The 25,361-nt window shown below is 72.2% G+C and carries 19 protein-coding genes; 8 read left to right on the top strand and 11 right to left on the bottom strand.

The features are described from left to right. Window positions 1-84: 84 nt before the first annotated feature. Window positions 85-462 carry a DUF3499 domain-containing protein gene (locus ACLQ2S_RS14740; protein ID WP_309222653.1) on the bottom strand — a complete coding sequence of 126 codons (378 nt, stop codon included), beginning with the start codon at window positions 460-462 and terminating at the stop codon, window positions 85-87. 152 nt (window positions 463-614) lie between these two features. Here ACLQ2S_RS14740 and ACLQ2S_RS14735 point away from each other — a divergent pair, with 152 nt between their 5' ends. Further along, window positions 615-1,064 carry a metallopeptidase family protein gene (locus ACLQ2S_RS14735; RefSeq protein WP_155215089.1) on the top strand — a complete coding sequence of 150 codons (450 nt, stop codon included), beginning with the start codon at window positions 615-617 and terminating at the stop codon, window positions 1,062-1,064. A 63-nt stretch (window positions 1,065-1,127) separates the two neighbouring features. On the opposite strand, the gene ACLQ2S_RS14730 is transcribed toward ACLQ2S_RS14735, so the two are convergent. The 3 genes from ACLQ2S_RS14730 to ACLQ2S_RS14720 form a co-directional block, all read right to left on the bottom strand. Continuing rightward, window positions 1,128-1,385: a WhiB family transcriptional regulator gene (locus ACLQ2S_RS14730; RefSeq protein WP_013731688.1), complete on the bottom strand. Its 258-nt coding sequence runs from the start codon at window positions 1,383-1,385 to the stop codon at window positions 1,128-1,130. A 759-nt stretch (window positions 1,386-2,144) separates the two neighbouring features. After that, window positions 2,145-4,724, bottom strand: a complete 2,580-nt coding sequence (locus ACLQ2S_RS14725) for a bifunctional FO biosynthesis protein CofGH (RefSeq protein WP_155215090.1) — start codon at window positions 4,722-4,724, stop codon at window positions 2,145-2,147. 74 nt (window positions 4,725-4,798) lie between these two features. Beyond that, on the bottom strand, window positions 4,799-5,899 hold the full coding sequence (locus ACLQ2S_RS14720) for a hypothetical protein (protein WP_196222454.1): 1,101 nt from the start codon (window positions 5,897-5,899) through the stop codon (window positions 4,799-4,801). 97 nt (window positions 5,900-5,996) lie between these two features. On the opposite strand from ACLQ2S_RS14720, the gene cofD reads away from it, so the two are divergent. The 3 genes from cofD to ACLQ2S_RS14705 are packed head-to-tail and all read left to right on the top strand — an operon-like array spanning window position 5,997 to window position 8,707. After that, on the top strand, window positions 5,997-6,980 hold the full coding sequence (gene cofD / locus ACLQ2S_RS14715; protein WP_425701851.1) for a 2-phospho-L-lactate transferase: 984 nt from the start codon (window positions 5,997-5,999) through the stop codon (window positions 6,978-6,980). Beyond that, window positions 6,977-8,065 (top strand): coenzyme F420-0:L-glutamate ligase, encoded by a 1,089-nt coding sequence (locus ACLQ2S_RS14710; protein ID WP_425701850.1) that lies wholly within the window; start codon window positions 6,977-6,979, stop codon window positions 8,063-8,065. The genes cofD and ACLQ2S_RS14710 overlap by 4 nt, the downstream gene beginning before the upstream one ends. 27 nt (window positions 8,066-8,092) lie before the next feature. Then, entirely contained in the window at window positions 8,093-8,707 is a 615-nt protein-coding gene (locus tag ACLQ2S_RS14705) for an NUDIX hydrolase (protein WP_155215092.1), read from the top strand. On the opposite strand, the gene ACLQ2S_RS14700 is transcribed toward ACLQ2S_RS14705, so the two are convergent. After that, window positions 8,676-9,767: a mannose-1-phosphate guanylyltransferase gene (locus ACLQ2S_RS14700; protein ID WP_309222655.1), complete on the bottom strand. Its 1,092-nt coding sequence runs from the start codon at window positions 9,765-9,767 to the stop codon at window positions 8,676-8,678. The genes ACLQ2S_RS14705 and ACLQ2S_RS14700 overlap by 32 nt on opposite strands. Before the next feature lie 49 nt (window positions 9,768-9,816). Further along, window positions 9,817-10,962 (bottom strand): glycosyltransferase family 4 protein, encoded by a 1,146-nt coding sequence (locus ACLQ2S_RS14695; RefSeq protein ID WP_309222656.1) that lies wholly within the window; start codon window positions 10,960-10,962, stop codon window positions 9,817-9,819. A gap of 150 nt (window positions 10,963-11,112) precedes the next feature. On the opposite strand from ACLQ2S_RS14695, the gene ACLQ2S_RS14690 reads away from it, so the two are divergent. Further along, complete coding sequence (locus ACLQ2S_RS14690; RefSeq protein ID WP_425701849.1) at window positions 11,113-11,844, top strand: TIGR03089 family protein; 732 nt, start codon at window positions 11,113-11,115, stop codon at window positions 11,842-11,844. A 425-nt stretch (window positions 11,845-12,269) separates the two neighbouring features. Here ACLQ2S_RS14690 and ACLQ2S_RS14685 read toward each other — a convergent pair whose 3' ends face one another. Beyond that, on the bottom strand, window positions 12,270-14,258 hold the full coding sequence (locus ACLQ2S_RS14685; protein ID WP_309222657.1) for an acetoacetate--CoA ligase: 1,989 nt from the start codon (window positions 14,256-14,258) through the stop codon (window positions 12,270-12,272). Between the two features lie 167 nt (window positions 14,259-14,425). Further along, the gene (locus ACLQ2S_RS14680; protein WP_425701848.1) at window positions 14,426-14,947 is read right to left on the bottom strand and encodes an acyl-CoA thioesterase; all 522 of its coding nucleotides are present in this window, start codon (window positions 14,945-14,947) and stop codon (window positions 14,426-14,428) included. Window positions 14,948-14,970: 23 nt separating this feature from the next. Between ACLQ2S_RS14680 and ACLQ2S_RS14675 the strand changes: the two genes are divergently transcribed. Continuing rightward, window positions 14,971-15,627, top strand: coding sequence for a hypothetical protein (locus ACLQ2S_RS14675; RefSeq protein ID WP_425701847.1), 657 nt, complete (start codon window positions 14,971-14,973; stop codon window positions 15,625-15,627). Between the two features lie 60 nt (window positions 15,628-15,687). On the opposite strand, the gene ACLQ2S_RS14670 is transcribed toward ACLQ2S_RS14675, so the two are convergent. Continuing rightward, entirely contained in the window at window positions 15,688-16,851 is a 1,164-nt protein-coding gene (locus ACLQ2S_RS14670) for an acyl-CoA dehydrogenase family protein (protein ID WP_155215096.1), read from the bottom strand. A gap of 248 nt (window positions 16,852-17,099) precedes the next feature. Between ACLQ2S_RS14670 and ACLQ2S_RS14665 the strand changes: the two genes are divergently transcribed. Further along, the gene (locus ACLQ2S_RS14665) at window positions 17,100-18,527 is read left to right on the top strand and encodes a UDP-glucose dehydrogenase family protein (RefSeq protein ID WP_309222658.1); all 1,428 of its coding nucleotides are present in this window, start codon (window positions 17,100-17,102) and stop codon (window positions 18,525-18,527) included. Window positions 18,528-18,637: 110 nt separating this feature from the next. Next, on the top strand, window positions 18,638-23,563 hold the full coding sequence (locus ACLQ2S_RS14660) for an SCO7613 C-terminal domain-containing membrane protein (RefSeq protein ID WP_309222659.1): 4,926 nt from the start codon (window positions 18,638-18,640) through the stop codon (window positions 23,561-23,563). Between the two features lie 70 nt (window positions 23,564-23,633). Here ACLQ2S_RS14660 and purE read toward each other — a convergent pair whose 3' ends face one another. Further along, window positions 23,634-24,122, bottom strand: coding sequence for a 5-(carboxyamino)imidazole ribonucleotide mutase (purE, locus tag ACLQ2S_RS14655; RefSeq protein WP_309222660.1), 489 nt, complete (start codon window positions 24,120-24,122; stop codon window positions 23,634-23,636). After that, on the bottom strand, window positions 24,119-25,315 hold the full coding sequence (locus tag ACLQ2S_RS14650; protein WP_155215098.1) for a 5-(carboxyamino)imidazole ribonucleotide synthase: 1,197 nt from the start codon (window positions 25,313-25,315) through the stop codon (window positions 24,119-24,121). Before ACLQ2S_RS14650 ends, purE begins: the two co-directional genes overlap by 4 nt. Window positions 25,316-25,361: the final 46 nt, after the last annotated feature.

Raw genomic sequence — 25,361 nt, 5'->3', positions numbered from 1 at the left:
AACGACAGGGGCAGTCAGTCATACCGAGCCGGGCGACCGAGCCGTCCCCGGCTGGGGACGATCAAAAAGGTAACGGGTGGGGGGTTAGTGGGTGGGGGGGATTACGCGGAGGTGGCCGCGGCGGGAGGTGGGGGACGACGCGGGGGGCGTGGTGGAGGAGTTCTGGTCCTCCTGGGGAGGGCGGGGAGCGGGGCGGGCGGCCTCGCGGACCGCCTCGGCGAGAGCCACCAAGTCGTCGGTGGTGGGCGGCGGCGGCTCGAACTCGCCCTCGTGCCGCACCACCTCCCAGCCGCGCGGAGCGGTCAGGCTGCGCGCATGCGGCTCACAGAGGTCGTACGTGTGCGGCTCGGCGAAAGCGGCCAGCGGGCCCACCACCGCTGTCGACTCGTTGTAGACATAGGTCAGCGTGGCGACCGCTTGCCGGGGGCAGCCGTTGCGGGAGCAGCGCCGTGGAGACCTCACCGGCGCAGGGTATCTCCATTACCGGCTTCGGCGCATCGGTTCGCGTTACGACACGCCCGACTTGGTGATCACATTTCTCGTGCGGTGGCGCAACGCGCCACACAGCCGGCGCTGACGCGGACCGGAGCCAGCCGGGGGCTACGCTTTGGCTCATGACGAGCCCGGAGAACCGCCGCCCCGGCATCGGCCGGCGGGCGCACCGCGACCGGCATGGACGCGGTCTGCGTGGGCGGTTGGTGCCGGCCACCGTGCCGCTGGCCCGGACCAAGGCGGAGATCTTCGACGATCTGGTGCTGGACACCGTCGAGACGCTGGAACGGCGGTTCGCCAAGGAACTCGCCGGGGTGGAGTTCGCCGTCGAGGACGTCCCGCCCGACCTGAACGTCTACGACTCCGATGTGCTGGAGGACGGCGAGGTGCCGTTGGCCCGGTTGTTGCCCGGTCGCCCCGGCCGTCAGGAGATGCCGCCACGGATCGTGCTGTACCGGCGACCATTGGAGTTCCGGGCCATGGACCGGGAGGACCTGGCCGACCTGGTCCACGATGTGATCATCGAACAGGTGGCGAACCTGCTCGGCGTCGACCCGGACGAGTTGGCCTGATCGCGGCCACCCCCTGGCCGACACGGGTGGGACGGCCCCCAACCGTCCCATCCCCACCTCTGGTCAGGCCGCCCGGCGCTTGAGCTTGCGCCGCTCCCGTTCGGAGAGCCCACCCCAGATCCCGAACCGCTCGTCGTGGCCGAGAGCGTATTCGAGGCATTCCGTCTTGACCTCGCACCGCGAGCAGATGCGCTTCGCCTCGCGGGTCGAGCCGCCCTTCTCGGGGAAGAACGCCTCCGGGTCGGTCTGCGAGCACAGGGCCCGCTCCTGCCACTCCGGCGCGTTTCCGAGCAGGTCGGCCGCCTCAAGCTGGCCGTCCATTCAGTTGCCTCCTTGTCGCGCACCGGCATCGTCGCCGCTGCAACCCCCCACGCGAAAGGCGTGCTTTGTCCGTCCGGTCCCGTTATCGTGCGTTCCGTGCGAACAACCCCATTCAAATTACACGCGTGTAATGCGTGCGCCGTCAAGCCAAACTTGATAATGGAGTCGCCCTCCCGACATGTGTCCCGGACGGCCGTTCGCACCACCCGGTCCCGCCCTGCCCTATCGATTCAGACCCCGGCCGAGTAACGCCCTCCCCGGCGAGTTGCCCGAGTTTTCTCCCGTGGCGCGCCGGGCACCACAGCTGCGCTCGGGCTTCGCGCCGACACCGGGGAAGCCACCCACCACGACCGGTTGATCTTGGTTCGCAAGGTTATCCCGACTCGGCCAACCCTGCCCGCCGAGCAGGCGAACGACGACCGCCTTCCGCCCACAATGTGGACGGACCACGGCGACCGAAGACCCGAACCGGTCACGTATTCACGCTGGCCAGACCGGTCGACACAGCGAGAACGGGGACCGTCATGCCACCGCCGACAATCCATCCTGGAGGCGTCGTACCGTCTCACCAAACGGTATCCGCCGCCCTGGACGGATAAGCAGCACTGTGGAAGACACGCCGGGAGGAGCGCCGCACTGGATTCGGTTCCGTTACCGCTGTTCGGTGACTCAACCCAGCGGTGTGAGAACTATTCGTTAAGTGACGCGGCCGGTCGTCGTCTGAGGCCGGCGCTGCATGGCATGGCCTTCTCGAACACGCTAAGCAGCGATTTGCCCGTACGCGGTCGTACGCCTCCGCGCCGGTCGGCCCGCCGCCGCGGCGATCGCCCGCAACTGCTCCTCGGTACGCGCCGAGCCGTTGCCGGAGCCGGCCATCCGCGAAATCGTCTCCTCCATCAACGTGCCACCCAGGTCGTTGCAGCCACTGCGCAACAACTCCGCGGTCCCGGCGTCACCCAGCTTCACCCAGGAGCACTGGATGTTGTCGATCCGACCATGCAGCAGCACCCGCGCCATCGCGTGCACCACCCGGTTCTCCCGCCACGTCGGCCCGGGTCGCGCGATGCCGGCGAGGTAGATCGGGGCGTTGGTGTGCACGAACGGCAGCGCCACGAACTCGGTGAACCCGCCGGTACGGTCCTGCACCCCGGCCAGCACCCGGAAATGCGCCAACCAGTGCGCGGGGTGATCGACGTGGCCGTACATCATCGTCGAGCTGGACCGGATGCCCAGCTCGTGGGCCGTGCTGACCACCTCGACCCAGGCGGCGGTCGGCAACTTGCCCTTGGTGAGCACCCAGCGCACCTCGTCGTCGAGGATCTCCGCCGCGGTGCCGGGAATGGTGTCCAGGCCCGCCTCGCGCAGCCCCGTCAGCCACTCCCGCACCGACACGCCGGCCTTGGCGGCGGCGGTGACGATCTCCATCGGCGAGAAGGCGTGCACGTGCATCTCGGGCACCCGGGCCTTGATCGCCCGGACCAGGTCGGCATAGATCGTCACCGGCAGCTGCGGGTCGATGCCGCCCTGGAGACAGACCTCTCCCGCACCGGCCTCCCATGCCTCCTGCGCCCGGTCGGCCACCTGCGCCACCGACAGCCGGTACGCGTCGGCGTCCCGTTCCCGCTGCGCGAAGGCGCAGAAACGGCAGCCCACGTAACAGACGTTGGAGAAGTTGATGTTGCGATTGACCACATAGGTCACGTCGTCACCGACAGCCGAGCGGCGCAGCTCGTCGGCGATGCGGCACAGCTCGTCCAGGGCCGGTCCGTCCGCGCCGAACAGCGCCAGCGCGGCATCGGTGTGTCGGGGCTCCAGCAGCGCCGCCGGGTCCTCGGCGGCCAACCGCAGCCCGGCCCGCACGTCAGCGTCGCCAAAGCCGGCGGTGGCCTGCCGGCCGACCCGGGCCCCACCCGCCGCCTCCGCCGCCGGGGCACCCTCGGCGACCACCCGGGCCGGTGGCACAGCCGCCTTCGCGGCGACCTCCGCCCAGTCGCCGTAGACGTGGTCGAAGTCGCCCCGCCGGTCCTCCGTACGGCCCGTGGTGTCGATGGTGGCGTGCAGGTCGGTACGCCCGCCGAAGGTCTCGTCGGGCTCCTGCCACGCCCGGCCCACCGGACGGGCCGCCTCGACCGCCAACCCGGTCGCCGGATCGGCCAGCGCGGTCACGTGCGGTAGTAGTCGTGCGTCCAGCCACGGCGAACCGGCCCGGACATACTCCGGGTAGACGGTCAGCCGCTCCCGGAGCGTGAACCCGGCCGCTGCCGTGCGGGCCGCCAGCTCGTCGAGCTGGGGCCAGGGACGTTCCGGGTTGACGTGGTCCGGGGTCACCGGTGAGACGCCGCCCCAGTCGTCGATCCCGGCCCGCAGCAGCAGGTCGTACTCACCGGCGATCAGGTTCGGTGGTGCCTGGATGCGCGCCTTGGGGCCCAGCAGGATCCGGGCCACCGCCACGGTGGCCGCGAGGTCGTGCAGTTCCGCGTCGGGCATGCCGCGCATCGCCGTGTCCGGCTTGGCCCGGAAGTTCTGCACGATCACCTCCTGGAGGTGGCCGTACTCGCGCTGCGTACGCCGGATGGCGAAGATCGCGTCGACCCGTTCGGCGAGGGTCTCGCCGATACCGATCAGGATGCCCGTGGTGAACGGGACACCTACCCGGCCCGCGTCGTCGAGCACCCGCAACCGCACCGCCGGTTCCTTGTCCGGGGAGCCGTAGTGCGGGCCGCCCGGCTCGGACCACAGCCTGGTGGCCGTGGTCTCCAACATCATCCCCATGCTCGGCGCCACCGGCTTGAGCCGTTGCAGTTCCGCCCAGGAGAGCACGCCGGGGTTCAGGTGCGGCAGCAGGCCGGTCTCCTCCAGCACCGCCACGGCGCAGGCCCGCAGGTAATCCAGGGTCGACCCGTAGCCGCGTTCGTCCAGCCACTGCCGGGCCGCCGGCCAGCGCTCCTCGGGCCGGTCACCGAGGGTGAACAGGGCCTCCTTGCAGCCCTGTGCCGCACCGGCGCGGGCGATCGCCAGCACCTCGTCGCGGTCGAGGAAGGCGGCCGGCAGCCGGTGCGGCACCGTGGCGAACGTGCAGTAGTGGCAGCGGTCCCGGCAGAGCCGGGTCAGCGGAATGAAGACCTTCTTCGAGTACGTGACCACGCCGGGACGGCCGGCGTCGCGCAGACCCGCGTCGCGGATCGCCCCGGCGATGTCGAGCAGTTCCGCAAGGGCCTCGCCCCGGGCGCTCAGCAGGGTCGACGCCTCGTCGACGTCGAGCGCCCGCCCGGTGGCGGCGCGACGCAGGGCGCGCCGTACACCTCCGTCACCCGAACCGCGCTCGCTCTGATCAACCATTCGCTCAGCCTATGTGCTGTGCTGCGGCTCGACGCCTGCCGCGTGGGCAACCGCACGTGCCTGACGACCGCCGCTCAGCTCGACTGGTCGCCCGGATCGATCCGCTGGGTGCGGTCGACGTCACCGTCCGGGCGGGGACGCGACGGGTCCGCGTCGCCGTCACCCGGTCGCGGGACGGCCTGGGTCGGCTCCACACCCTGGTGCGGGATCGCCTGCGTGGGCTCGGCAGCCTGACGCGGGATGCTCTGCGTCGGGTCGGCCGAGGCCGGCTGCCCGAACGGCGGTGCCGCCGGCGAGGACGGTGCCGCCGACTGGGGTGGCACGGCCGGCTGGCCGTGCGGCGGCCAGGTGTGCGGCGACTCGGGCGGTCCACCGGCCGACGGTGCCTGGCCCGCGCTGGGCCAGCCGGGCTGGCCAGGCGTCGGGTAGCCGCCAGGCTGACCGGAGACGGGCTGGTTCGGCTGGCCCCCACCCGGCTGACCGGTGCCGGGGTAACCGGCCGGGTAGCCGGGACGGTCAGCGCCCGGCCAGCTCGTCTGGCCGGGCGGCACCCACCCGCCGCCCTGCTGACCCGGCTGGCCACCGAACTGGCCCGGAGCACCCGGCTGGCCACCGAACTGGCCCGGAGCACCCGACTGCGGCCAGCCCGGCTGCGGCGTGCCGTACAGACCGGGCTCGGACTTGGGACGCGGCACGTAGTAGAGCCGCCGCCACACACTCCACACCACGTACGCGGCCACCAGGAACAGCGCCACCCAGGCGGCCCGGATCAGCAGGCCGGTCAACGCGTCGAAGAGCTGCGCCTCGGCCAGTCGGCCGACCAGCCAGATCAGCAGGGTCAGACCGCCGAGCACGGCGCTGACCGCGTACTCGATCAGAGCCACCTGCGCGATCAGTTTCGCCCGCCCGACGGTCGGGGCCAGATGCGTGGCCAGCAGGACCGCCAGCACCGGCAGGACGACCGCCTCGACGCCGACGAAGGCGAAGAACGAGTTGCCGGCGCGCCCGGTCACCGTGCTGTAGGCGCCCTGCGGGGTCAGCAGCCGGATCACCCCCACGAAGAGGAGGACGGCGTTCGCGCCGAGTAGCACGAGGGCGACGAGTTCACGCAGCGGGCCGGTCACCTGTCGGGCCGGCGTCGGGTCGGTGGGCGGGGGCTCGGCGGGGCTGGTCACGAACTCTCCCTGAGGCGAAAGCGGACGGATGCCGACGTGAGCCTAGTCTCCCGGGGCACTTGGCTGCCGGAGGCGTCACGTAGGCGAGGATGGACGAATGCGCATCGTGGTTCTGACCGGCGGAATCGGCGGTGCCCGGTTCCTGCTGGGGGTGCGGGCGTACGCCCGCGAGGTGGGTGCCGAGGTGACCGCGGTGGTCAACGTCGGCGATGACCTACGGCTGCACGGGCTCCGGATCTGCCCGGACCTGGACAGCGTGCTGTACACCCTCGGCGGCGGCGCCGACCCGGAACGAGGCTGGGGGCGCGTCGACGAGAGCTGGACGGTCAAGGAGGAGCTGGCCGCGTACGGTGCCGAGCCGAGCTGGTTCGGGTTGGGCGACCGCGACATCGCCACCCACCTGGTACGCACCACCATGCTCGACGCCGGATATCCGCTGCACCAGGTCACCGAGGCGCTGGCGACCCGCTGGCAGCCCGGCGTACGCCTGCTGCCGGCGACCGACGACCGCCTGGAGACGCACGCGGTCGTCAGTGGCGCGCCGGGCGCGACCAGCGCCACCGGCGGGCCTTCCGACGGTGGCCAGCGGGCGATCCACTTCCAGGAGTGGTGGGTGCGGTACCGGGCGGAGATCCCGACCCACCGGTTCGTCTTCGTCGGCGCGGAGACGGCGAAGCCGGCACCTGGCGTGACGGAGGCGATCGCCGGGGCCGACGTGGTGCTCGTGGCACCGAGCAACCCGGTGGTCAGCATCGCGCCGATCCTGGCCGTGCCGGGCCTGCGCGAGGCGGTGACGGACGGTCCGGCCCCGGTGGTCGGCGTCTCACCGATCATCGGCGGTGCGCCGGTGCGTGGCATGGCCGACCGCTGCCTGGCGGTCGTCGGTGTCGACTGCACCGCCGCCGGAGTCGGCGGGCTGTACGGGAGCCGAGCCAACGGTGGTCTGCTCGACGGCTGGTTGGTGGCCGAGGAGGACGCGGGAACACTGGTGCCGGACGTGACGGTCCGTGCGGTGCCGTTGCGGATGACCGACGAGGCGGCGACGGCGGCGATGGTCCGCGCCGCGGTGGAGTTGACGTGAGACTGGAGATCCTGCCGGTGCCCGGCATCGGGCATGTGACCGAGGGCGACGACCTGGCGGTCCTGATCGGGAGCGCGGCGCCGTGGCTGCGCGACGGGGATGTGCTGGTGGTGACCAGCAAAATCATCTCCAAGGCCGAGGGACGGCTGGTGGACGTACCCGCCGACGGCCCGGACCGGCAGGCCGCCCGGGACAGGGTGCTGACGGCGGAGACGGCACGCGTGGTGGCGTCGCGCGGCGCGACCCGGATCGTGCAGACCCACCACGGCTTCGTGATGGCCTCGGCCGGGATCGACGCCTCCAACGTCGACAAGACCCGGCTGGTGCTGCTGCCGGAGGACCCGGACGCCTCGGCCCGCGCGCTCCGCGCCGGGCTACGCGAACGGTACGGCGTGAACGTGGCAATCATCGTCAGCGACACCATGGGTCGCCCCTGGCGCAACGGCCTGACCGACGTGGCCCTCGGAGTCGCCGGGATGGACGCCATCCGCGACCACCGGGGCGAGGTCGACCCGTACGGCAACGAGCTGGTGCTGACCCAGATGGCGGTGGTCGACGAGTTGGCCGGAGCCGGCGAACTGATCAAGGGGAAGTGCGACCAGATGCCGGTCGCGGTGATCCGCGGCTACCTGACGCCCCCGCTGACCGAGGACGGCGAGGGTGCCCGGGTCCTGGTCCGGGACGCCTCGATGGATCTGTTCTCGCTCGGTACCGCCGAGGCGAGGGCCGCCGGGATGGCGGCCGCCGCCACCCTGCCGGACCGCCCGGGTGACACCGCACCCGACCCGGCCGTGGTCGACCAGGCGATCGCCTCGGTCGCCGACGTGATCGCGCCCGGCACGGTCTTCACCCAGGTCACCGACGACGAGGCACGCCGGGCGCTGACCGCCATCGTGCCGGGATGGCCGACCGACGCCACCGCTCTGGTGCTCTGCTCCCCACCCACCCCCGTCGGCCCGGTCCAGTTGGTCCGGTTCGGCACGGACGTGCAGCGCCTGCGCACCGCCCTCGCGGCGGTGGATGTCCCCGCCCAACTCCTCCCACCGCCCAACGGCACCACCGCCGCCGCCACCCTCGCTCTCTGAACGAAGCTCGGACGAAAGGAGCAGCCGTTGTCGACGCCCCAGGTGGTGGACGGATCCCCGCGCGGCGACGCGGATGGCTGGGCGGCGTTGCACGCCGACGCGGTGGCGGTGCTCACCCGCTGGACGCCGACCAGCCCGGACGCGGCCGAGGCCCGCGACCGCACCCTCGACCTACTCAACGCCGGGCCGATCGCGATGAGCCGGGAACACCGGGCCGGCCACGTCACCGCCAGCGCGTTGGTGTTCGACGCGACCGGCACCCAGGTGCTGCTCTGCCTGCACGGGAAGTTCCACCGATGGGTGCAGTTGGGCGGGCACTGCGAGTCCGGCGACCGGACGTTGGCCGCCGCCGCGTTGCGGGAGGCCACCGAGGAGTCCGGCATCAGCGGTCTGTCGATCGATCCGACGCCCATCGATGTGGACGTGCACCCGGTGGCCTGCCAGGGCGGATCTCTGCACCACGACGTGCGCTTCGCGGTGTTCGCCCCGGCCGGAGCGACGGAACGGGTCAGCGCCGAGTCCGAGGCACTCGGCTGGTTCCCCCCGCAGCAGCTCCCCCACCCGCTGGCCGGCGGCACGGCCCGGCTGGTCACGCCGGGCCTGGCGGCCTTCAGACGAGCTCGTCCTCGCCCCGTCTCTTGAGCTCGTCCACGATCGACTTCACGTCCTGGGCGCGGTCGCGCGGGCAGACCAGCAGCGCGTCCACGGTGTCGACCACGATCAGGTCGCGTACGCCCACGGCGGCGACCAGCCGACCGGCCTGTGGTGCCACCACCATGCCGCTGCTGTCGTGCAGCAGGACCTCCGGCTTGGCCTCGCCCGCGAGCACCACGTTTCCGTCGGCATCCGCCGGCAGCACCTCACCGAGGGTGTGGAAGTCACCCACGTCGTTCCACCGGAAGTCACCGGGTACGGTCGCCACCCGGCCGGCCGCAGCCGCCCCCTCCATCACCGCGTAGTCCACCGAGATCTTCGTCAGCGTTGGCCAGACCGTACCGAGCACGTCGTCCTGCTCGTCGGAGCCCCACGCCGCCGCGATCGCGGTGACCCCGGCGTGCATGTCGGGCTGCTGCCGGGCCAACTCGGCGAGGAACGCCGACACCCGCCAGACGAACATGCCGGCGTTCCAGAGGTAGTGGCCGGACCGCACGTACGTCTCGGCCACCTCAGCGCTCGGCTTCTCCTTGAACTCGACGACCGGGCGCATCGGGCCGCCGTCGACCGGCTCGCCGGTCCGCAGGTATCCGTAGCCGGTCTCCGGCCGGGTCGGCGTGATCCCCACCGTCATGAGCAGCCCCTGCTCCGCGCCCCAGACCGCCTCCCGGACCGTGCTCACCCACTGCTGCGGGTCGCCGATCAGATGGTCGGCCGCGAACGAACCCATCACCGCGTCCGGGTCGCGTACGGCGATCACCGCAGCGGCCAGCGCGATGGCGGCGCAGGAGTCCCGGGGCGACGGCTCGACCAGGATGTTCTCCTCCGGCAGGCCGGTCAGTTGCCGGGCCACGGCCGCAGCGTGCGCGACCCCGGTGACCACCATGGTGCGTTCCGGGGTGGTCAGCGGCCCCAGCCGCTCGACCGTCGCCTGGAGCAGCGACGCGGAGGTACCGGTGAACGGGTGGAGGAACTTGGGATGGCCGGCGCGGGACAGCGGCCAGAGCCTTGTGCCGCTGCCACCGGCCGGAATGACGACATAGATCACCAGGCCATCATGCCCGAACCACCCGGACCGGGCGCCTCGGTTGCCCGCCTCACGCCCGTGCCCTGGTCCACGCCGCGATGTGCACCTCGGCGCTGGATCCCCAGGTGAACTCCTTCGCCCGGTCGAATCCGGCCTTGGCCAGCGACAACCGACGCGGCTCGTCGTCGAGCAACGCGGCCAGGTCGGTGGCGATCTGGTCGGGGTCCTCGCTGGTGTACGCCACCGCGTCGCCCCCGACCTCGGGCAGCGACAACCGGGGGGTGGTGAGCACCGGGGCGGCGCACGCCATCGCCTCCAGGATGGGCAGGCCGAACCCCTCGCCGTAGGAGGGGTACGCGGCCACCAGGGCCCCGCCGAGGAAGCCGGGCAGATCGCCGTAGCGGAGGTAACCGGGACGCAGCAGGCGCAGGTGCGAGGGGACCTCGGCCACCGCGCGGTCGATGTCGTCGTCGTGCCCCTGCCCGCCGGCCACCACCAGCGCGGGCGGATCCTGTCGGTCGGTGACCGCTCGGGCCCAGCCCCGGATCAGGTTCGGCACGTTCTTGCGGGGCTCCTTGGCCCCGAGGAACGCGACGTAGCTGCCGCCGCCGAGCCCGAGGCGGGCCCGGACCCGGGCCTTCTCCTCGTCGCTGGGCGCGTGGAAGGCGTCGTGGTCCACGCCGTGGTAGGCCACGTCAATCTTGGTCGGGTCGGCGTCCAGCAGCCGGATCAGCTCGTCCCGGGTGGCCTTGCTGGGCACGATCACCCGGTCCGCGCGCCGCAGCGAGGTCTTGATGGCGCTGCGGAAGAAGGTACGGCGGGACTTGTCGTAGTGCTCCGGCTCGGTGAAGAACGTCGCATCGTGCACCGTCACGGTCACCGGGCAGCCGGCCCGCAGCGGGCAGGTGTAGAAGGGCGAGTGCAGCACCTCGGCGCCGACCTGCTGGGCGAGCAGGGGCAGGCCGGTCTGCTCCCAGGCGAGCCGGGCGGGCCGGTGCGCGACCGCGGACGGCGCCGGGATGATCTCCGCGTCGGGCAGCATCCGGCGGTAACGCTCAAGATCGGTGCGGAGGCTGACGACCACCAGGTCCACGGCCGATCCGCACACCTTGCCGAGGGCACCGAGCAGGCCATCGACGTATCTACCGACGCCGCCGCGATCGGCGGGAACACTCGTGGCGTCGATGAGCACGCGGGGCGGACGGCCGGCGGTCACGGGGCTACTCCTTGTGGTGGCGGGACTGTGGGGAACAACACTCCGGCAAGCCTACGCCGGAGCCGGGCACGGACGCTGACTGCGACCCGACGGTACGCAGACTTGTCGCTGCCATCGAGTACGGCCGGCGAGCGCGTATCGTTCGCGCCGATGGCCGACAACATTGCCCGGGTCTTCGCCGACGCGATCGCGACCGACCCGAACCGCCCGCTGCTGACCTGGTACGACGACGCGACCGGCGAACGCACCGAGCTGTCCGGTGCCACGCTGGCGAACTGGGTGGCCAAGACGGCGAACCTGCTCGTCGACGAACTTGTCCTCGGCCCGGGGAGCACCGCAGCGGTGTTGCTGCCGCCGCACTGGCAGACCGCCGCCGTGTTGCTCGGCTGCTGGTCGGCCGGGTTGGCAGTGCGGCCTGCCGGGTTGGCGGTGCCTTCCGCCGGGGCGGCGGCTGCTGACCGACCGGGCGAGGTGGACGTACTCTTCACCACCGCCGACGGCGTCGCCGAGGCCGCCGCCTGGTCGGCCGACGACCGGTACGCGCTGGCGCTGCACCCGTTCGCGCTACCGCTGCGGGAAGTGCCGGAAGGCTTCGCCGACTACGTCACCGAGGTCCGCGCCCACGGCGACCACTTCACGACGTACCCCCCGGGCGGCCCCGACCACACGGCGCTGCGCGCCCGGGCCACCGCCCGCGCCGCCGAACTCGGCATCGCTGCGGGCGACCGGCTCCTCGTGGACGTCGACCGGCACCCGGATCCGCTCGACTGGCTGCTGGCCCCGCTGAGCGCGGGGGCGACCCTGGTGCTCTGCGCCCACCCCGATCCAGCCCGCCTGGCCGAGCGCAGCACCATGGAGCGGGTCACCCGCACCCTGAGCTGATCGCTCCGTGCCCTGAGCTGATCGCTTGCATCCTCACGGCCAGAGGCTGGCTCGGGGCGACCCGGGTCGGTGGACACACCCCGAGCCCCACATCACCCTCAGTAACGGTTGCTCACCGTCACCACGCCGTCGGGACCCGACCAACCCATCTCGACGCTTTGCTCTGCTTCAACCGACGCACAACCGGCTGAGCTGGTCCGACGCGGCGACAGTGCGGGCCCGTTGAGTGCCGGATGGCTACCGAGGGTGACTGTTGCGTGGGTTGAAGCAGAGCAAAGGGCGCGGTGAGGTGGAGGTCACCTGGGCGGGTTACGGCGGGACAGTGGACAGAACGTGACGACAGCGAGCCAGCGGACGGCAACCACACGGCGGGCGGCAGACCGCAGGTGGCGGACGGCACGCCTGACCGGGGACGTGGCGCGAGTTCAGGTGGTGGGGTGGGCCGGAGCTGGGGCGCGGTGCTGGGCCAGGGTGGCGAAAGCGGCCAGCGATTCGGGGTTGGCCAGAGCGCCCTTGGCGGCGGCCTGGTCGACCGGCGTCCCGGTGAGGATCTTCTTTACCGGGACCTCGAGCTTCTTCGCCGACAGGGTGCGTGGCACCGCCCGGACCTGGTGGATCTCGTCGGGGACGTGCCGGGGGGACAACGCGGTACGCAGCTCGCGGCAGATTCTCTTCCGCAGCTCGTCGTCGAGGGAGAGCCCCTCCGCGAGCACCACGAACAGCAGCAGCTCACCGGCGCCGCCCTCGTCGTCCTCCAGGTGCACCACCACCGAGTCGACGATCTCGTCGAGCCCTTCCACGACCGAGTAGAACTCGGCGGTGCCGAGGCGTACCCCGCCCCGGTTCAGGGTGGCGTCGGAGCGGCCGGTGATGACGCACCCGCCCCGCGAGTTGATGGTGATCCAGTCCCCGTGCCGCCACACCCCGGGGTAGACGTCGAAGTACGCCTCCCGGTAGCGGACCCCGTCCGGGTCGTTCCAGAAGCCGACCGGCATGCTCGGCATCGGCTCGGTGATCACCAGTTCGCCCAGCTCGCCGACCACCGGGGTGCCGTCCGGCGAGCGGGCCTCCACCTTGGCGCCCAGCGCGCGGCAGGTGATCTCACCGGCGTGTACCGGCAACAGCGGGACACCACCGACGAACCCGGTGCAGACGTCGGTGCCGCCGGACAGCGACTGGAGCTGAAGGTGACGGCCGACCGTGTCGTACACCCAGGTGAAACCCTCGGCGGGCAGCGGCGCACCGGTGGAGCCGAGCCCGCGCAGCGCCGAGAGGTCGGCGATCTCACGCGGCACCAGACCGGCCTTACGGCAGGCCAGCAGGAACGGTGCGGAGGTGCCGAAGTACGTGGTGCCGGTCTGCTCGGCCAGCCGCCACATCGCGCCCAGGTCGGGATGCCCGGGGTTGCCGTCGAACAACACGATCGCCGCACCCACGGCCGGCCCGGAGACCAGGAAGTTCCACATCATCCAGCCGGTGGTGGTGAACCAGAAGAAGCGGTCGGTCGGGCCCAGATCGTGGTGCAGGGCGAGCATCTTCAGGTGCTCCAGCAGGATGCCCCCGTGCCCGTGCACGATGGGTTTGGGCAGCCCGGTGGTGCCGGAGGAGTACAGCACGTACAGCGGATGGTCGAACGGCACCGGGGTGAAGCCCAGCGGTTCGTCGGTCTCCGCCGCCAGGTCATCCCAGCTCAGAGCCCCGTCCGGCGCCGAACCCCCAGGGTCGAGGTAGGGGATCGCCACGGTGTGCCGCAACGTCGGCAACGCGGCCCGGATCGCGTCCACCTCGGCACGCCGGTCCACCGGCTTGTCGCCGTAGCGGTAGCCGTCGACGGCGACCAGCACCGTCGGCTCGATCTGCTGCCACCGGTCGGTGACGCTGCGGGTGCCGAACTCGGGCGCGCAGGAGGAGAAGACGGCGCCGAGGCTGGCGGTGGCCAGCATCAGCACGTACGTCTCGGGGATGTTCGGCGCGTACGCCGCCACCCGGTCACCGGTGGTGACCCCGAGCCGACGCAGTCCGGCGGCGACCCGGCGGACCTGCTCGCGCAGTTGCCCGGCGGTGAGGGTGACCGGCCCCCGGGTCTGGCTGTGCGCCACGACCACCGGGTCGTCGTCGGCCCGGCCCGGCATCCGCAACACGTTCTCGGCGTAGTTCAGGGTGGCCCCGGGAAACCACCGGGTGCCCGGCATGCCCCGGTCGACCAGGGTGGCGGTGGGCGGGGTGTGCGCGACGACATCGAAGTGGTCCCAGATCGACCGCCAGAAGGCGTCCAGGTCGGTGACCGACCAGCGCCACAGGGCGTCATAGTCGTCGAACGTCAGGCCCCGGTGCTCGGCGAGCCATCGCAGGTAAGCCCCGATCCGTGACCGCTGGAGCACATCCGCCGGTGGCGTCCACAGCACGTCCGTCACTGGTCCACTCCTCCCCTGGCCCGGCACGACATTGTGCGGTGGGCCGTGGCGCCATCTTGCCCTACCTCGCAGCGCCATTGTCCGCACCCGGACCCGCCGGGCGCATGTGGCAGACCCACATCCCCGGTAGCCGACCGGTGTGGGCCGGGCCGCAGCTCGGCGGCGTCTCAGGGTTCGCGGCGGGCGGCCTGGATGGCGCGACGGCGGGCCAGTCGGTGGGCACGGCGGATCTCCGCCTCGCGCCAGCGCCGCTCGTCCTCCGGTGTCTCCGGCAACACCGGACGCACCGGCCGGGGCGCGCCGCCCACCTCGACCCCGACGAAGACGAGGTATGCGGTGGCCACCCGCACCGGCAGCGCGTCGGCCGAGTCCCAGCGTTCGGCCATCACCCGCACACCGACCTCCATCGAGGTCTGCCCGGTCCAGTTCACCTGGGCGTACGCGTGCACCAGATCACCCACCCGGACCGCCTCGGAGAAGACGATCTCGTCGATGGCGGCGGTCACCGCCGTGCCGCCGCTGTGCCGCGCCGCCGCCGCTCCGGCCACGTCGTCGACGAACTTCATCAGCACCCCGCCGTGCACCGTTCCGTACAGGTTCACGTCGACTGCGGTCATGATCCGACTCAGAGTCACCCGGGAGTACGAGGTCGGTTTTCCCGGCAGAGCGGTGGTGGGGTGCTCGGTCATGTCGGAAACGGTACGGTGCGCGGATGCGACATCTGTGGAGCTTCCTCGCAGGGCTGGTGGTGGTGCCGGTCACCTGGGTGCTCGTCACCCTCGGTCAGGACGGGTCGGCGGGCACCGTCAACCGGTGGGTGGAGATCGGCACTTCCAACACCGCCAACCTCATCGAACCCGCCGTATACCTCGCTGTCGGTGGCATCGTGTTGGGCCTGCTCGGCACGCTGCGCATCTCGCCGCTCGGCCCGCTGGTGGCCGGGCTGCTGCTGATCACCCCGTATATCGGACTGTTCATCACGCCCTTCCGGGTGCGCGAGCGCATCCCCTCGGGCTGGGAGTTCCTCGGCGACCCGCTGCCGCTGAGGTTGCCGGTGGAGAACGGGACGCTCTTCCTGATCGGCATGATGCTGCTGATCGCGACGTTCAGCGGGCAGCGCTGGCGGCGCTGGCCGGTCACGGTGCCGCAGCCGGTGCCGGCGACGCCCGACACCCCGGCACCGGATCCGACCCTGACCGACTGGCCGCCGGTCCCATCGTCGGCGGAACGGGACACCGCGCCGCTGAGCCTGGGCTACCCGGACCCGGATCCGACTCCCACCGAGCCGCTGCCCCGGCGCACCGGAGGGGGATCGCCCTGGTCGGCACCGCCGGGCAACCTGCCTCGACGCGACGACGCCACCAACTGAGCCGGCAGCTGGTCGTCACCTCCGCCCGCGTCCGGCGGGCGCGGGCGGAGGTGACGACCGTCAGTCCTTGAGCAGCTGGCGGGCCATCACGATGCGCTGCACCTGGTTCGTGCCCTCGTAGATCTGGGTGATCTTGGCGTCCCGCATCATCCGCTCGACCGGGTAGTCACGGGTGTAGCCGTACCCGCCGAGCAGCTGCACCGCGTCGGTGGTGATCTCCATCGCGGCGTCCGAGGCGAAGCACTTGGCCGCCGCCCCGAAGTAGGTCAGGTCGGCGTCGCCGCGCTCGGACCGACCGGCCGCCGCGTACGTCAACTGCCGGGCCGCCTCCAGCTTCATCCCCATGTCGGCGAGCATGAACTGCACGCCCTGGAACTCGGCGACGGCCTTGCCGAACTGCTTACGCTCGGCGACGTACCCCTTGGCGTAGTCGAGCGCGCCCTGCGCGATGCCCACCGCCTGTGCGGCGATGGTGACCCGGGTGTGGTCCAGCGTCTTCATCGCGGTGGCGAAACCGGTGCCCTCGTCGCCGATCATCCGGTCCGCCGGGATCCGGACGTTGTCCAGGTAGACCTCACGGGTCGGGGAACCCTTGATGCCCAGTTTCTTCTCGGGGGCACCGAAGCTGACCCCCGGGTCGGACTTCTCGACCACGAAGGCGGAGATGCCCCGGGAGCGGGCGGTCGGGTCGGTCGAGGCGAAGACGGTGTAGAACTCCGACACCCCGGCGTTGGTGATCCAGCGCTTCACCCCGTTGAGCAACCAGTGGTCGCCGTCACGAACCGCCCGGGTGGTCATCGCGGCGGCGTCGCTGCCCGCCTCGGGCTCGGAGAGGCAGTACGAGAACATCGCCTCACCGCTGGCGACCGGCGTCAGGTAGCGGCGCTTGAGTTCGTCGGAGCCGGCCAGCAGCAGCGGCATCGTGCCCAGCTTGTTCACCGCCGGGATCAGCGAGGACGAGGCGCACGCCCGGGCGACCTCCTCGATCACGATCGCCGTGGCCAGCGCGTCCGCACCGGCCCCGCCGTACTCGACCGGAATGTGCGGGGCGTGGAAGTCGGCCGCGCGTAGCGCGTCGTACGACGCCTTCGGAAACTCACCCGTCTCATCGGCCTCGGCGGCATGCGGAGCCACCTTCGCCGCACAGACCTCACGAACCGCTTCCCGAATCGCATCGTGCTCCTCGGACAGGCGGTACGCGTCGAACGACTGCTCTGCGGCCATGTCGGCCCCTCCCCTTCACGGCTATCATGCGCAGTCTGTAGCGTCACCGGGACGTCCACTACGCGGACTGAAGGATAACGACCACAGCTCAGCCGATGTTACCGGCGCGTAGGCTGGGCCGTGGCGGAGCCCGACGCCGCTCGGCGATGATGGACCCAGTAGACGAGACCTCTCCGGCGCCCCCGTACTGGCGCCGCAGCGAAACGCGACGCAGCAACGCGGCGCCAGTGCGAGCGGAGAAGACAGGCGTGACCATCCCGTACCCGAACACTCAGCCGGTGCCCGCCATCGCGGCGGTCACACCCCCCTCGGGTGCCGCCCGGCCGCGGGTGACCTTCCTGGGCACCGGTTACCTCGGCGCGACCTACGCCATCTGCTACGCCGAACTCGGCTACGAGGTGCTCGGATTCGATGTCGACACGGACAAGATCGCCAAGCTGAACGCGGGCGAGGTGCCGATCCACGAGCCCGGCCTCGACGAGTTGCTGCGCCGCAACCTGGCCGCCGGGCGGCTCCGGTTCAGCACCGACATCGCCGAGACGGCCGACTTCGGTGACGTGCACTTCATCTGCGTCGGTACCCCGCAGCGGGCCGACGGCATGGGCGCCGACCTGTCGTACGTCGAGGCGTCCGTCACCGGCCTGGCCCAACACCTGACCCGCAAGGCGCTCATCGTCGGCAAGTCCACCGTCCCGGTCGGCACCGCCGACTGGGTGGAGCAGCTCGTCGGCAAGCACACCCCGGCCGACCTCGGCGTCGAGGTGGCGTGGAGCCCGGAGTTCCTCCAGGAGGGCTTCGCCGTCGACGACGTGCTCCGGCCCAATCGCATCGTGGTCGGCGTCAAAAGCGAGTGGGCCAACGGCATGCTCTACGCCGCGCACAAAGGCGTGTTCGACCTCGCCGCCACCGAGGACCGCGAGGTGCCCCTGGTCGTCACCGACTTCGCCACCGCCGAACTGGTCAAGGTCGCGGCGAACGCCTTCCTCGCCACCAAGATCTCCTTCATCAACGCGATGGCCGAGGTCTGCGAGGCCGCCGGCGGTGACGTCACCCAGCTCGCCCGCGCCATCGGCTACGACCCCCGCATCGGCAACCGCTTCCTCCAGGCCGGACTCGGCTTCGGCGGCGCCTGCCTGCCCAAGGACATCCGCGCCTTCCAGGCCCGCGCCCAGGAACTCGGCGCCGGTGAGGCGCTGCGCTTCCTGCACGAAGTCGACCTGATCAACCTGCGTCGCCGTACCCGCGTGCTGCAACTCGCCGCCGACCTGCTCGGTCGCCGCTCCGGCCCCGCCGGCCCCGACCTGTCCGGCACCCGCATCGCCGTGCTCGGTGCCACCTTCAAACCCAACACCGACGACGTACGCGACGCCCCCGCCCTGGCCGTCGCCGCGCTACTGCACAAGGCCGGTGCCGACGTCCACGTCTACGACCCCCAGGGCATGGACAACGCCCGCCGGGCGGTACCCGAGTTGACCTACGAACCCGACATCACCGCAGCGGTCACCGGCGCGGACCTCGTCTGCGTCCTCACCGAATGGGCCGACTTCCGCAACGCCGACCCCGGCCTGCTCGGCGACCTCGTCGCCGGCCGCCGCGTGGTCGACGCCCGCAACTGCCTCGACCCGGCACTGTGGACCCAGGCCGGGTGGGACTACCGGGGCATGGGACGTCCATGATCATGTCGGTTGGCGATACTGAGGGTTGACCCGCCGACAACTGTCGAATTCCCCGCCCACTTTGGGCATGCTGCGACAGTGGATATCCACAGTGCGGGTGGAGGGGTGTCGTGGCGAGCTTTCAGTGCCCTTCGTGCGACCGGGAGATCAAACCGGCGGTTCGCTGCCCGAACTGCGGCGCGCACCAGCCACAGTGGTCAGCGCACCTAGCAGAGATCGACAGGTCGATCGCGGAGATCAAGGCCCGCGAGGCCGCCATCGCCCGCGAGCAACGGCAACTCGCCGCGAAGATGCAGGCCGCACTCTTCCAGCGGGACATCCTCTCGCACGCCGGGAACGAGGGCGACGAACGGCTCCGGCAGGCCGCCCGGCCACGCCGCGTACTGCGTCGTCGGCCGCTACGCCGCCCCACCTCGGTGGGTGCCTCGTCGCCCGACGACGGTGCCGCCCCGCCGCCCCGGGTGCCTCGGCAGGGCGCCACCGCCCAGCAGCCACCGTCACCGGCCGAGCCGGTCTGGCTGACCGCCGACGACCCTGAACACCCGCCGGAGGCCTCCTCACGGGAGGTCCAGAACATCCCGCTCGGTCTCGGCGCGCTGCTGCTCGGCGTCGCCGCGGTGGTGTTCGCCGTGGTCGCCACCAGCTCGATGGACGCGTTGGTACGCCTCGGCATCCTGCTGCTCGCCACGGTGCTCATGCTGCTCGCCCCGCCGGTGCTGATCCGCCGTGGACTGACCTCCACGGCCGAGACCATCGCCGCCGTGGGTCTGCTCCTGGTGCCGCTCGCCGGATACGCCCTGTGGGCGGTGGACCGGATCGGCGACAGTGCCGCCTCCGGTGCCGTCTTCGCCGGAGTGATCTTCGCGGTCACCGCCGCGGTCTCGGTCGGCTACGCCGGGTGGACCCGGCTGCGCGCGCCCCGGTTCGCCACCGTGCTGGCCGCCCAACCGGTGCTGCCGCTGCTGGCGTACGACCGGATCACCGGCCCGGCCGGTTGGGCGCTGGTGTTGACCCTGGTGGCGCTGCTCGACCTGTGGCTCGCCCGCTCCCCGGTCACCGTGGAGCAGCCGCTCACCGACACGACGGTCGATCCCGGCCGGTCGAGCGCGCCCCGACAGCGGTCGACTGAGGAGTCGTCCGACGGTAGGCCGGAGGCGGCCCCGGAGGAGGCCGGTGAACTGCTGGACCTGACCGTCGGGGGTGGTGCGGCGAGGCCGACCCGGCCGGTGCCGGGGTTACGGGAACTGACCTGGGTGTTGCACGGCGTGGCCGTCGCCGTCGCCCTGGCGTACGCGGTGACCGCCCTGTTGCGGACCACCACCGTGCCGGGCGCGACCGGCGCTGGGCTGGTGCTCCTCCTGGCCGCCGCCGTCTGCCTGGCCGGGACGCTGGTGCTGCGCCACCCGCCCCTGCCCGACCTGGGCGCGGGCGTGTTCACCCTCGCCGTCATCGGTGCGCTGGGGCGGATCGCCTCGGTGGCGTTGCCCGGCCGCGCCCTGCTGCTGATCGCGGCGGTCATCACGGTGACCGGTCTCGCGGTCCGGGCGGTACCCGAGTCCGCCCGTCGGGGTCCGCAGCTGGCCTCCGCGGTGGCGCTGACGGTCAGCGGGGTGGTGGTCGCGGGCAGCACGCTCCGCGCCGGAATGGCCCCGATCCAGGCCGCGTTGCCCGCCTGGGCGGCGGATCTCGACCGGTACCCGGCCGAACTGGCCGCCGCCGTGGGCCCGGCCGCCTGGCAGCTCGCCGCCAGCGCCTTCCTGCTGACCGTGGCCGCCGTGCTGGCCCTACCGCCGGAGATCCGACGCGAGTTCGCGGTGACCGGTGCGGCGCTCACCGCCCTGGCCGTGCCGGCTTCCTTCGGGCTGTCCTGGGCGTGGGCGCCGTGGCCGATGGTGCTGACCGCGATCGGCATCGGGGCGGTCGGCCTCTCCGCCCGTACCTCCCGTGCCGCGCTGGCGCACGCGGTGGCCGCCGCCGTGGTCGGGCTCGCCGGGGCCGGCGCCTCCCTCGCTCGACCGGGGTTGACCGCCGCCGTGCTGCTCACCTTCGTCTTCGCCGGTGCACTGATCGCCGCCGCGCCGCGCATCCGGCTGGCCCCGGCGGCGGCGGACACCGTCTCGGCCTGGGCCGCCGGAGGTGCCGCCTTCGCCCTGCCCGGGGCGGTCGCCGCCTTCGTCGCAGCCACCCTGCCCGGCGACGCCACGCCGACCCCGGCGAGCCTGCGCGAGGCGACCGTGCCGATCCTCGCGGCCAGCTTCCTCGCCGTCTGCGTCACGCTCGGCTACGCCGCCATCGTCCAGGTGTCGCAACGGCACATCCCGGCACCTCTGTCGGTGGGCACCGGCCTGGGCGCGTTGGTGGTCGCCGCAGCCGGGTTCGGTGCGCCGGGCGCCACCGTGGCCGACGCCTGGGTCAGTGCGCTGCTGCTGGTGTCGGCGGTGCTGCTCTTCCTGGCCCCCTCCATCGACACCGGCCGCCGCTCCGATCTCACCCTCGACGGCTCCGACCTGTCCGCCGCCGCGGTGACCGTCGCGCTGGTCGCCACGCTGTTGCGGATCGGCACGGTGCTGGCACCGACCGGGCAGCTCGCCGTCGCCGCCGCGCTGGTCCTGGTGGTCGCCGTGGCGGCACGGGCGATGCCCGAGGAGTGGCGTCGCGGGCCGGTGCTCGGCCTCACCATCGGCGGGCTGCTGATCGGGCTGCTGGCGGGCTGGATGGCGCTGCGCGGTGGCGTCGGCGTGCTGGCCACACCGGGTCCGATCTGGAACGGCGACCTCAGCGGCTGGCCCGCCGCGCCGACCGGCGGTACGACCTGGCAGGGCCCGATCGCCCTGGTCCTGCTCGCGATCGCCGCCGGCATCCTGTTGCCACCGCCGTGGCGTTACGACGTGGCCGGTGTGGCGGTCGTGCTCGCCACCATCGGCGCGCCTGCGGCGTTCGACCTCAGCTGGTGGTCGCCGGTGCTGATCGGTGGCATGGTCGCCACCGTCTTCGGGATGGCCGCGGTCGCCACCGTCGATCCCCGGGCGGCGCTGTCCCGGATCACGGTGGCCGGGGTGGTCGCACTGCACGCCGCCGGTGCCGGTCTGGTGCGGCCGTGGACGACCGCGCTGGCCCTGGGCAGCATCGTGCTGATCGGCGCGGTGGTGGCGGCGCTGGCCCGCACCATGGCGGTTCCGCTCGTCGACGACATCGAGGCGGAGGGGATGCCGCCGCACCTGGCGCAGATCGGTGGCGCGGGCGTGGGTGCGGCGCTGCTGGCGTTGCCGGGTGCCACCGCCGCCCTCGCCGTCGAGTACGGCCACACCGCTCAGGTGGTCCTCACCGCCGGGCTCGCCGCGTCCAGCCTCGGTCTGGCGGCGGTGGCCACGGCCCGCCGGCAGGTTCCGCAGTATCTGCCCTGGGCCAGCGCCGGAGTGGTCGGCGGGGCGAGCGTGACGGCACTCGCCGCCGTACCGATCTCGTTGCCCGTCGGGGTCTACGCCGCGGCGGCGGCGCTGCTCGGGGTGCTCGCCGAGTTGGTGCGAGGGGCGACGGAGCCGCCGGTCGACGCGGCCCAACCGGTACGCCGGTGGACCGTACTGCTCGACGGGGCGCTGCGTCGGCTGCCCGACGACGAGAGACGCCGCTGGCGGGTCAGTCCGGCCGCCGGTGCGCTGGCCGCCGCCGCCCTGCCCACCGCCCTGGCCCTGTTCTCCATCGCCCCGGCGCTGGTGGCGGCCCTCGTCGATCCGCACCGCACGGTCGGCCGGATCTGGCAGGGTCCACCGGCGCTCCTGCTCGAACCGGCGTCGGCGGCGGCCAACCCGACCCATGTGCTCACCGCGCTGCTGCTCACCGTGACGGCGGCGCTGGCCGCGACCGGGTTCAGCGGCGGTCGCCGCTCCCGGGCGGTGCCGGTGGTGCTGCCCGGTGCCGCCGTCACCCTGCTGATCGCCCCGATCGCGCTGGGCGGCGGCTGGCCGGCGAGCACGTTGTCGGCCCTGGCCGTGTTCACCATCTCGATGCTCGGATTGGCGCTGACGCCGCCACCGGCCCTGGTGGAGCGGGCCCGCTCGTTGCGGCTGGCTCGCGTCCTGGTCTTCGTGATCGGCCTCGCGGCGGGTGGGGCCGGTCTCGCCGGCAGCCTCGCCACCCGGGAGCTGACCCTGTTCACCCTCGGCGGTGCGGTCGGTGTCGGGCTGGTCGCCGCCCTCTACGGCCTCACCTCCCGAGCCCGGCTCCTCGGCTGGCTGTTCGCCTCGCTGATGGCGCAACTGTTCGTCCTCACCGCCGGCCTGGTGGCCGGGCTCGCCCCGGTCTGGTCGGCGTTCGGGGTGCTGGCGGTCGGCGCGGCGTTGCAGGTCTTCTCCGCCACCCTGCCCCGGCTCCGCCGCCCAGAGGCACGCCGTGAGGCGGCGACCGTGGAGTGGAGCGGTTACGCCGCCGCACTGATCGCGCTGGCGATGGCCTTCGACTCGCCCCGGCACATCGCCGCGCTGCTCGCCGCCTGGGGTGCGGTCCTCGGTGTCGCGGCGACCCGGCCCGGCCGGCGGCCGGCGGAGCGACGGATCCTCTTCTGGGCGGTGGTGCTCTGCGAGATCACCGCCTGGTGGATCCTGATGCGGGTCGCCGACGTGGCGCTGCCCGAGGCGTACACCCTGCCGTTCGCCGCGCTGGCCCTGCTGGTCGGGGTGTTGGAGCTGCGTCAACGCACCGACCTGAGCAGTTGGGTGGCGTACGGGCCGGCGCTGCTCGCCGCGTTCGTACCGACCCTGGCGATCGTGCTGGCCACCGATTCGAGCACGTTACGGCAGGTGTTGTTGCTGCTCGGCGCGGTCGCCGTGCTGGTCTTCGGCTCGATGACCCAGCAGCAGGCACCGGTGATCGTCGGTGCGGTGGTCACCGCCATCACGGCCGTGCACGCGCTGTTCAGCCTCGGGCCGTGGCTGGCGTTGATCCCGCTCGGTTTCCTCCTGCTGATCCTCGGGGCCAGCAACGAGCGCCGTCGCCGCGCCCAGGAACGCCTCCAGACGGCGCTGCGCGGCATGCGCTGAAGCGCTGCGGCGCTGTTGCTGTTAGGAAGGGCCCCTTCCTATACACCAGGCGTTAACAAGGTGCCCTTCCTTACAGCGAGGCGCGGAGGGCGGCGTCCTTCTCGGCGACCAACTGCTCCAGGTCGGCCTGGTAGGCCGACATCCGGTCGAGCAGGGCGCGGTCAGCAGTGGCGAGGATGCGTACGGCGAGCAGCCCGGCGTTGCGGGCGTTGCCGATCGACACCGTCGCCACCGGCACACCGGCCGGCATCTGCACGATGGACAGCAGCGAGTCGATGCCGTCGAGGTGCTTCAGCGGCACCGGTACGCCGATCACCGGCAGCGGGGTCACCGAGGCGACCATGCCGGGCAGCGCTGCGGCACCGCCCGCACCGGCGATGATCACCTTGAGCCCACGGTCGGCGGCGGCCCGCCCGTAGTCGATCATCTTGACCGGGGTGCGGTGCGCCGAGACCACCTCGACCTCGTACGGCACGTCGAACTCGGTGAGCACCTCGGCGGCGGCCTTCATCGTCGGCCAGTCCGAGTCGCTTCCCATGATCACACCGACCGTGCTCACGCCGCTCCCATCTCCGCTGTTCCGTCCCGCAGCCAGCTGGCCGCCCGGGCAGCCCGGGCGCGTACCTCGTCCAGATCGTCGCCGAGCACCGTGACGTGGCCGATCTTGCGGCCGGGGCGTACCTGTTTGCCGTAGAGGTGGACCCGGGCGGTCGGCTCCGCGGCGAAGAGGTGGTGCAGCCGCTCGTCGATCGACATGCCACCGGGCTGCCCACCGAGCACGTTCGCCATCACCACCACCGGAGCGGTCAACGAGGTGTCGCCCATCGGGTAGTCCAACACCGCCCGCAGATGCTGCTCGAACTGCGACGTCCGGGCACCCTCGATCGTCCAGTGCCCCGAGTTGTGCGGGCGCATCGCCAACTCGTTGACCACGAACCGGCCGCCGCCCGGTGCCGCCGGATCGGCCACCTCGAACAGCTCCACGGCCAGCAGGCCCACCACGCCGAGCGAGGTGGCCAGGTCGATGGCGAGCTGCTGCGCGGCGAGGGCCAGGTCCTCCGCCAGGTCGGGAGCCGGGGCCAGCACCTCGACGCAGATCCCGTCGCGTTGCACCGTCTCGACCACCGGGTAGACCGCCACCTGCCCGAACGGTGAGCGCGCCACCTGCACGGCCAGTTCCCGGCGCAGCGCCACCCGTTCCTCGACGATCAGCTTCGTGCCACCGGCGAGCAACGTCTGCGCCAGCTCGGTCGCCGAGGCGGGGTCGGTGGCCGACCAGACGCCACGCCCGTCGTACCCGCCCCGGGCGGCCTTGAGCACGACCGGCCAACCCACCTCGTCACCGAAGGCGACCAGGTCGGCCGGGGAGGTGACCGGTCGCCAGCGCGGGTTCGGCGCGCTCAGGGTGCCCAGCCGCTCCCGCATCACCTGCTTGTCCTGGGCGTGCACCAGGGCGTCGGCGGGCGGGAACAGTTTCACCCCTTCGTCGGCCATGGCCCGGATGTGCTCGGTCGGGACATGCTCGTGGTCGAAGGTGACCACGTCGCACCCCTTGGCGAAGGTGCGCAGCGCGGCGAGGTCGGTGTGGTCGCCGTACTGGACGTCGGCGGCGACCAGGGCCGCGCCGTCGTCCGGCGTGAGCGCGAGCACACGCAGCGACTGGCCGAGGGAGATGGCAGCCTGGTGGGTCATCCGGGCCAGCTGGCCGCCGCCCACCATGCCGACAACGGGCAGACCGGTACGGGAATCCATAACGGGCGTCAGCCTATCCGGGCCGGTCGCGGCGCAGACCGGCGGA

This window comes from Micromonospora sp. DT48 (assembly GCF_049844495.1).
Taxonomy (GTDB): domain Bacteria; phylum Actinomycetota; class Actinomycetes; order Mycobacteriales; family Micromonosporaceae; genus Micromonospora.
This window is presented reverse-complemented; position numbering and strand designations above follow the sequence as displayed.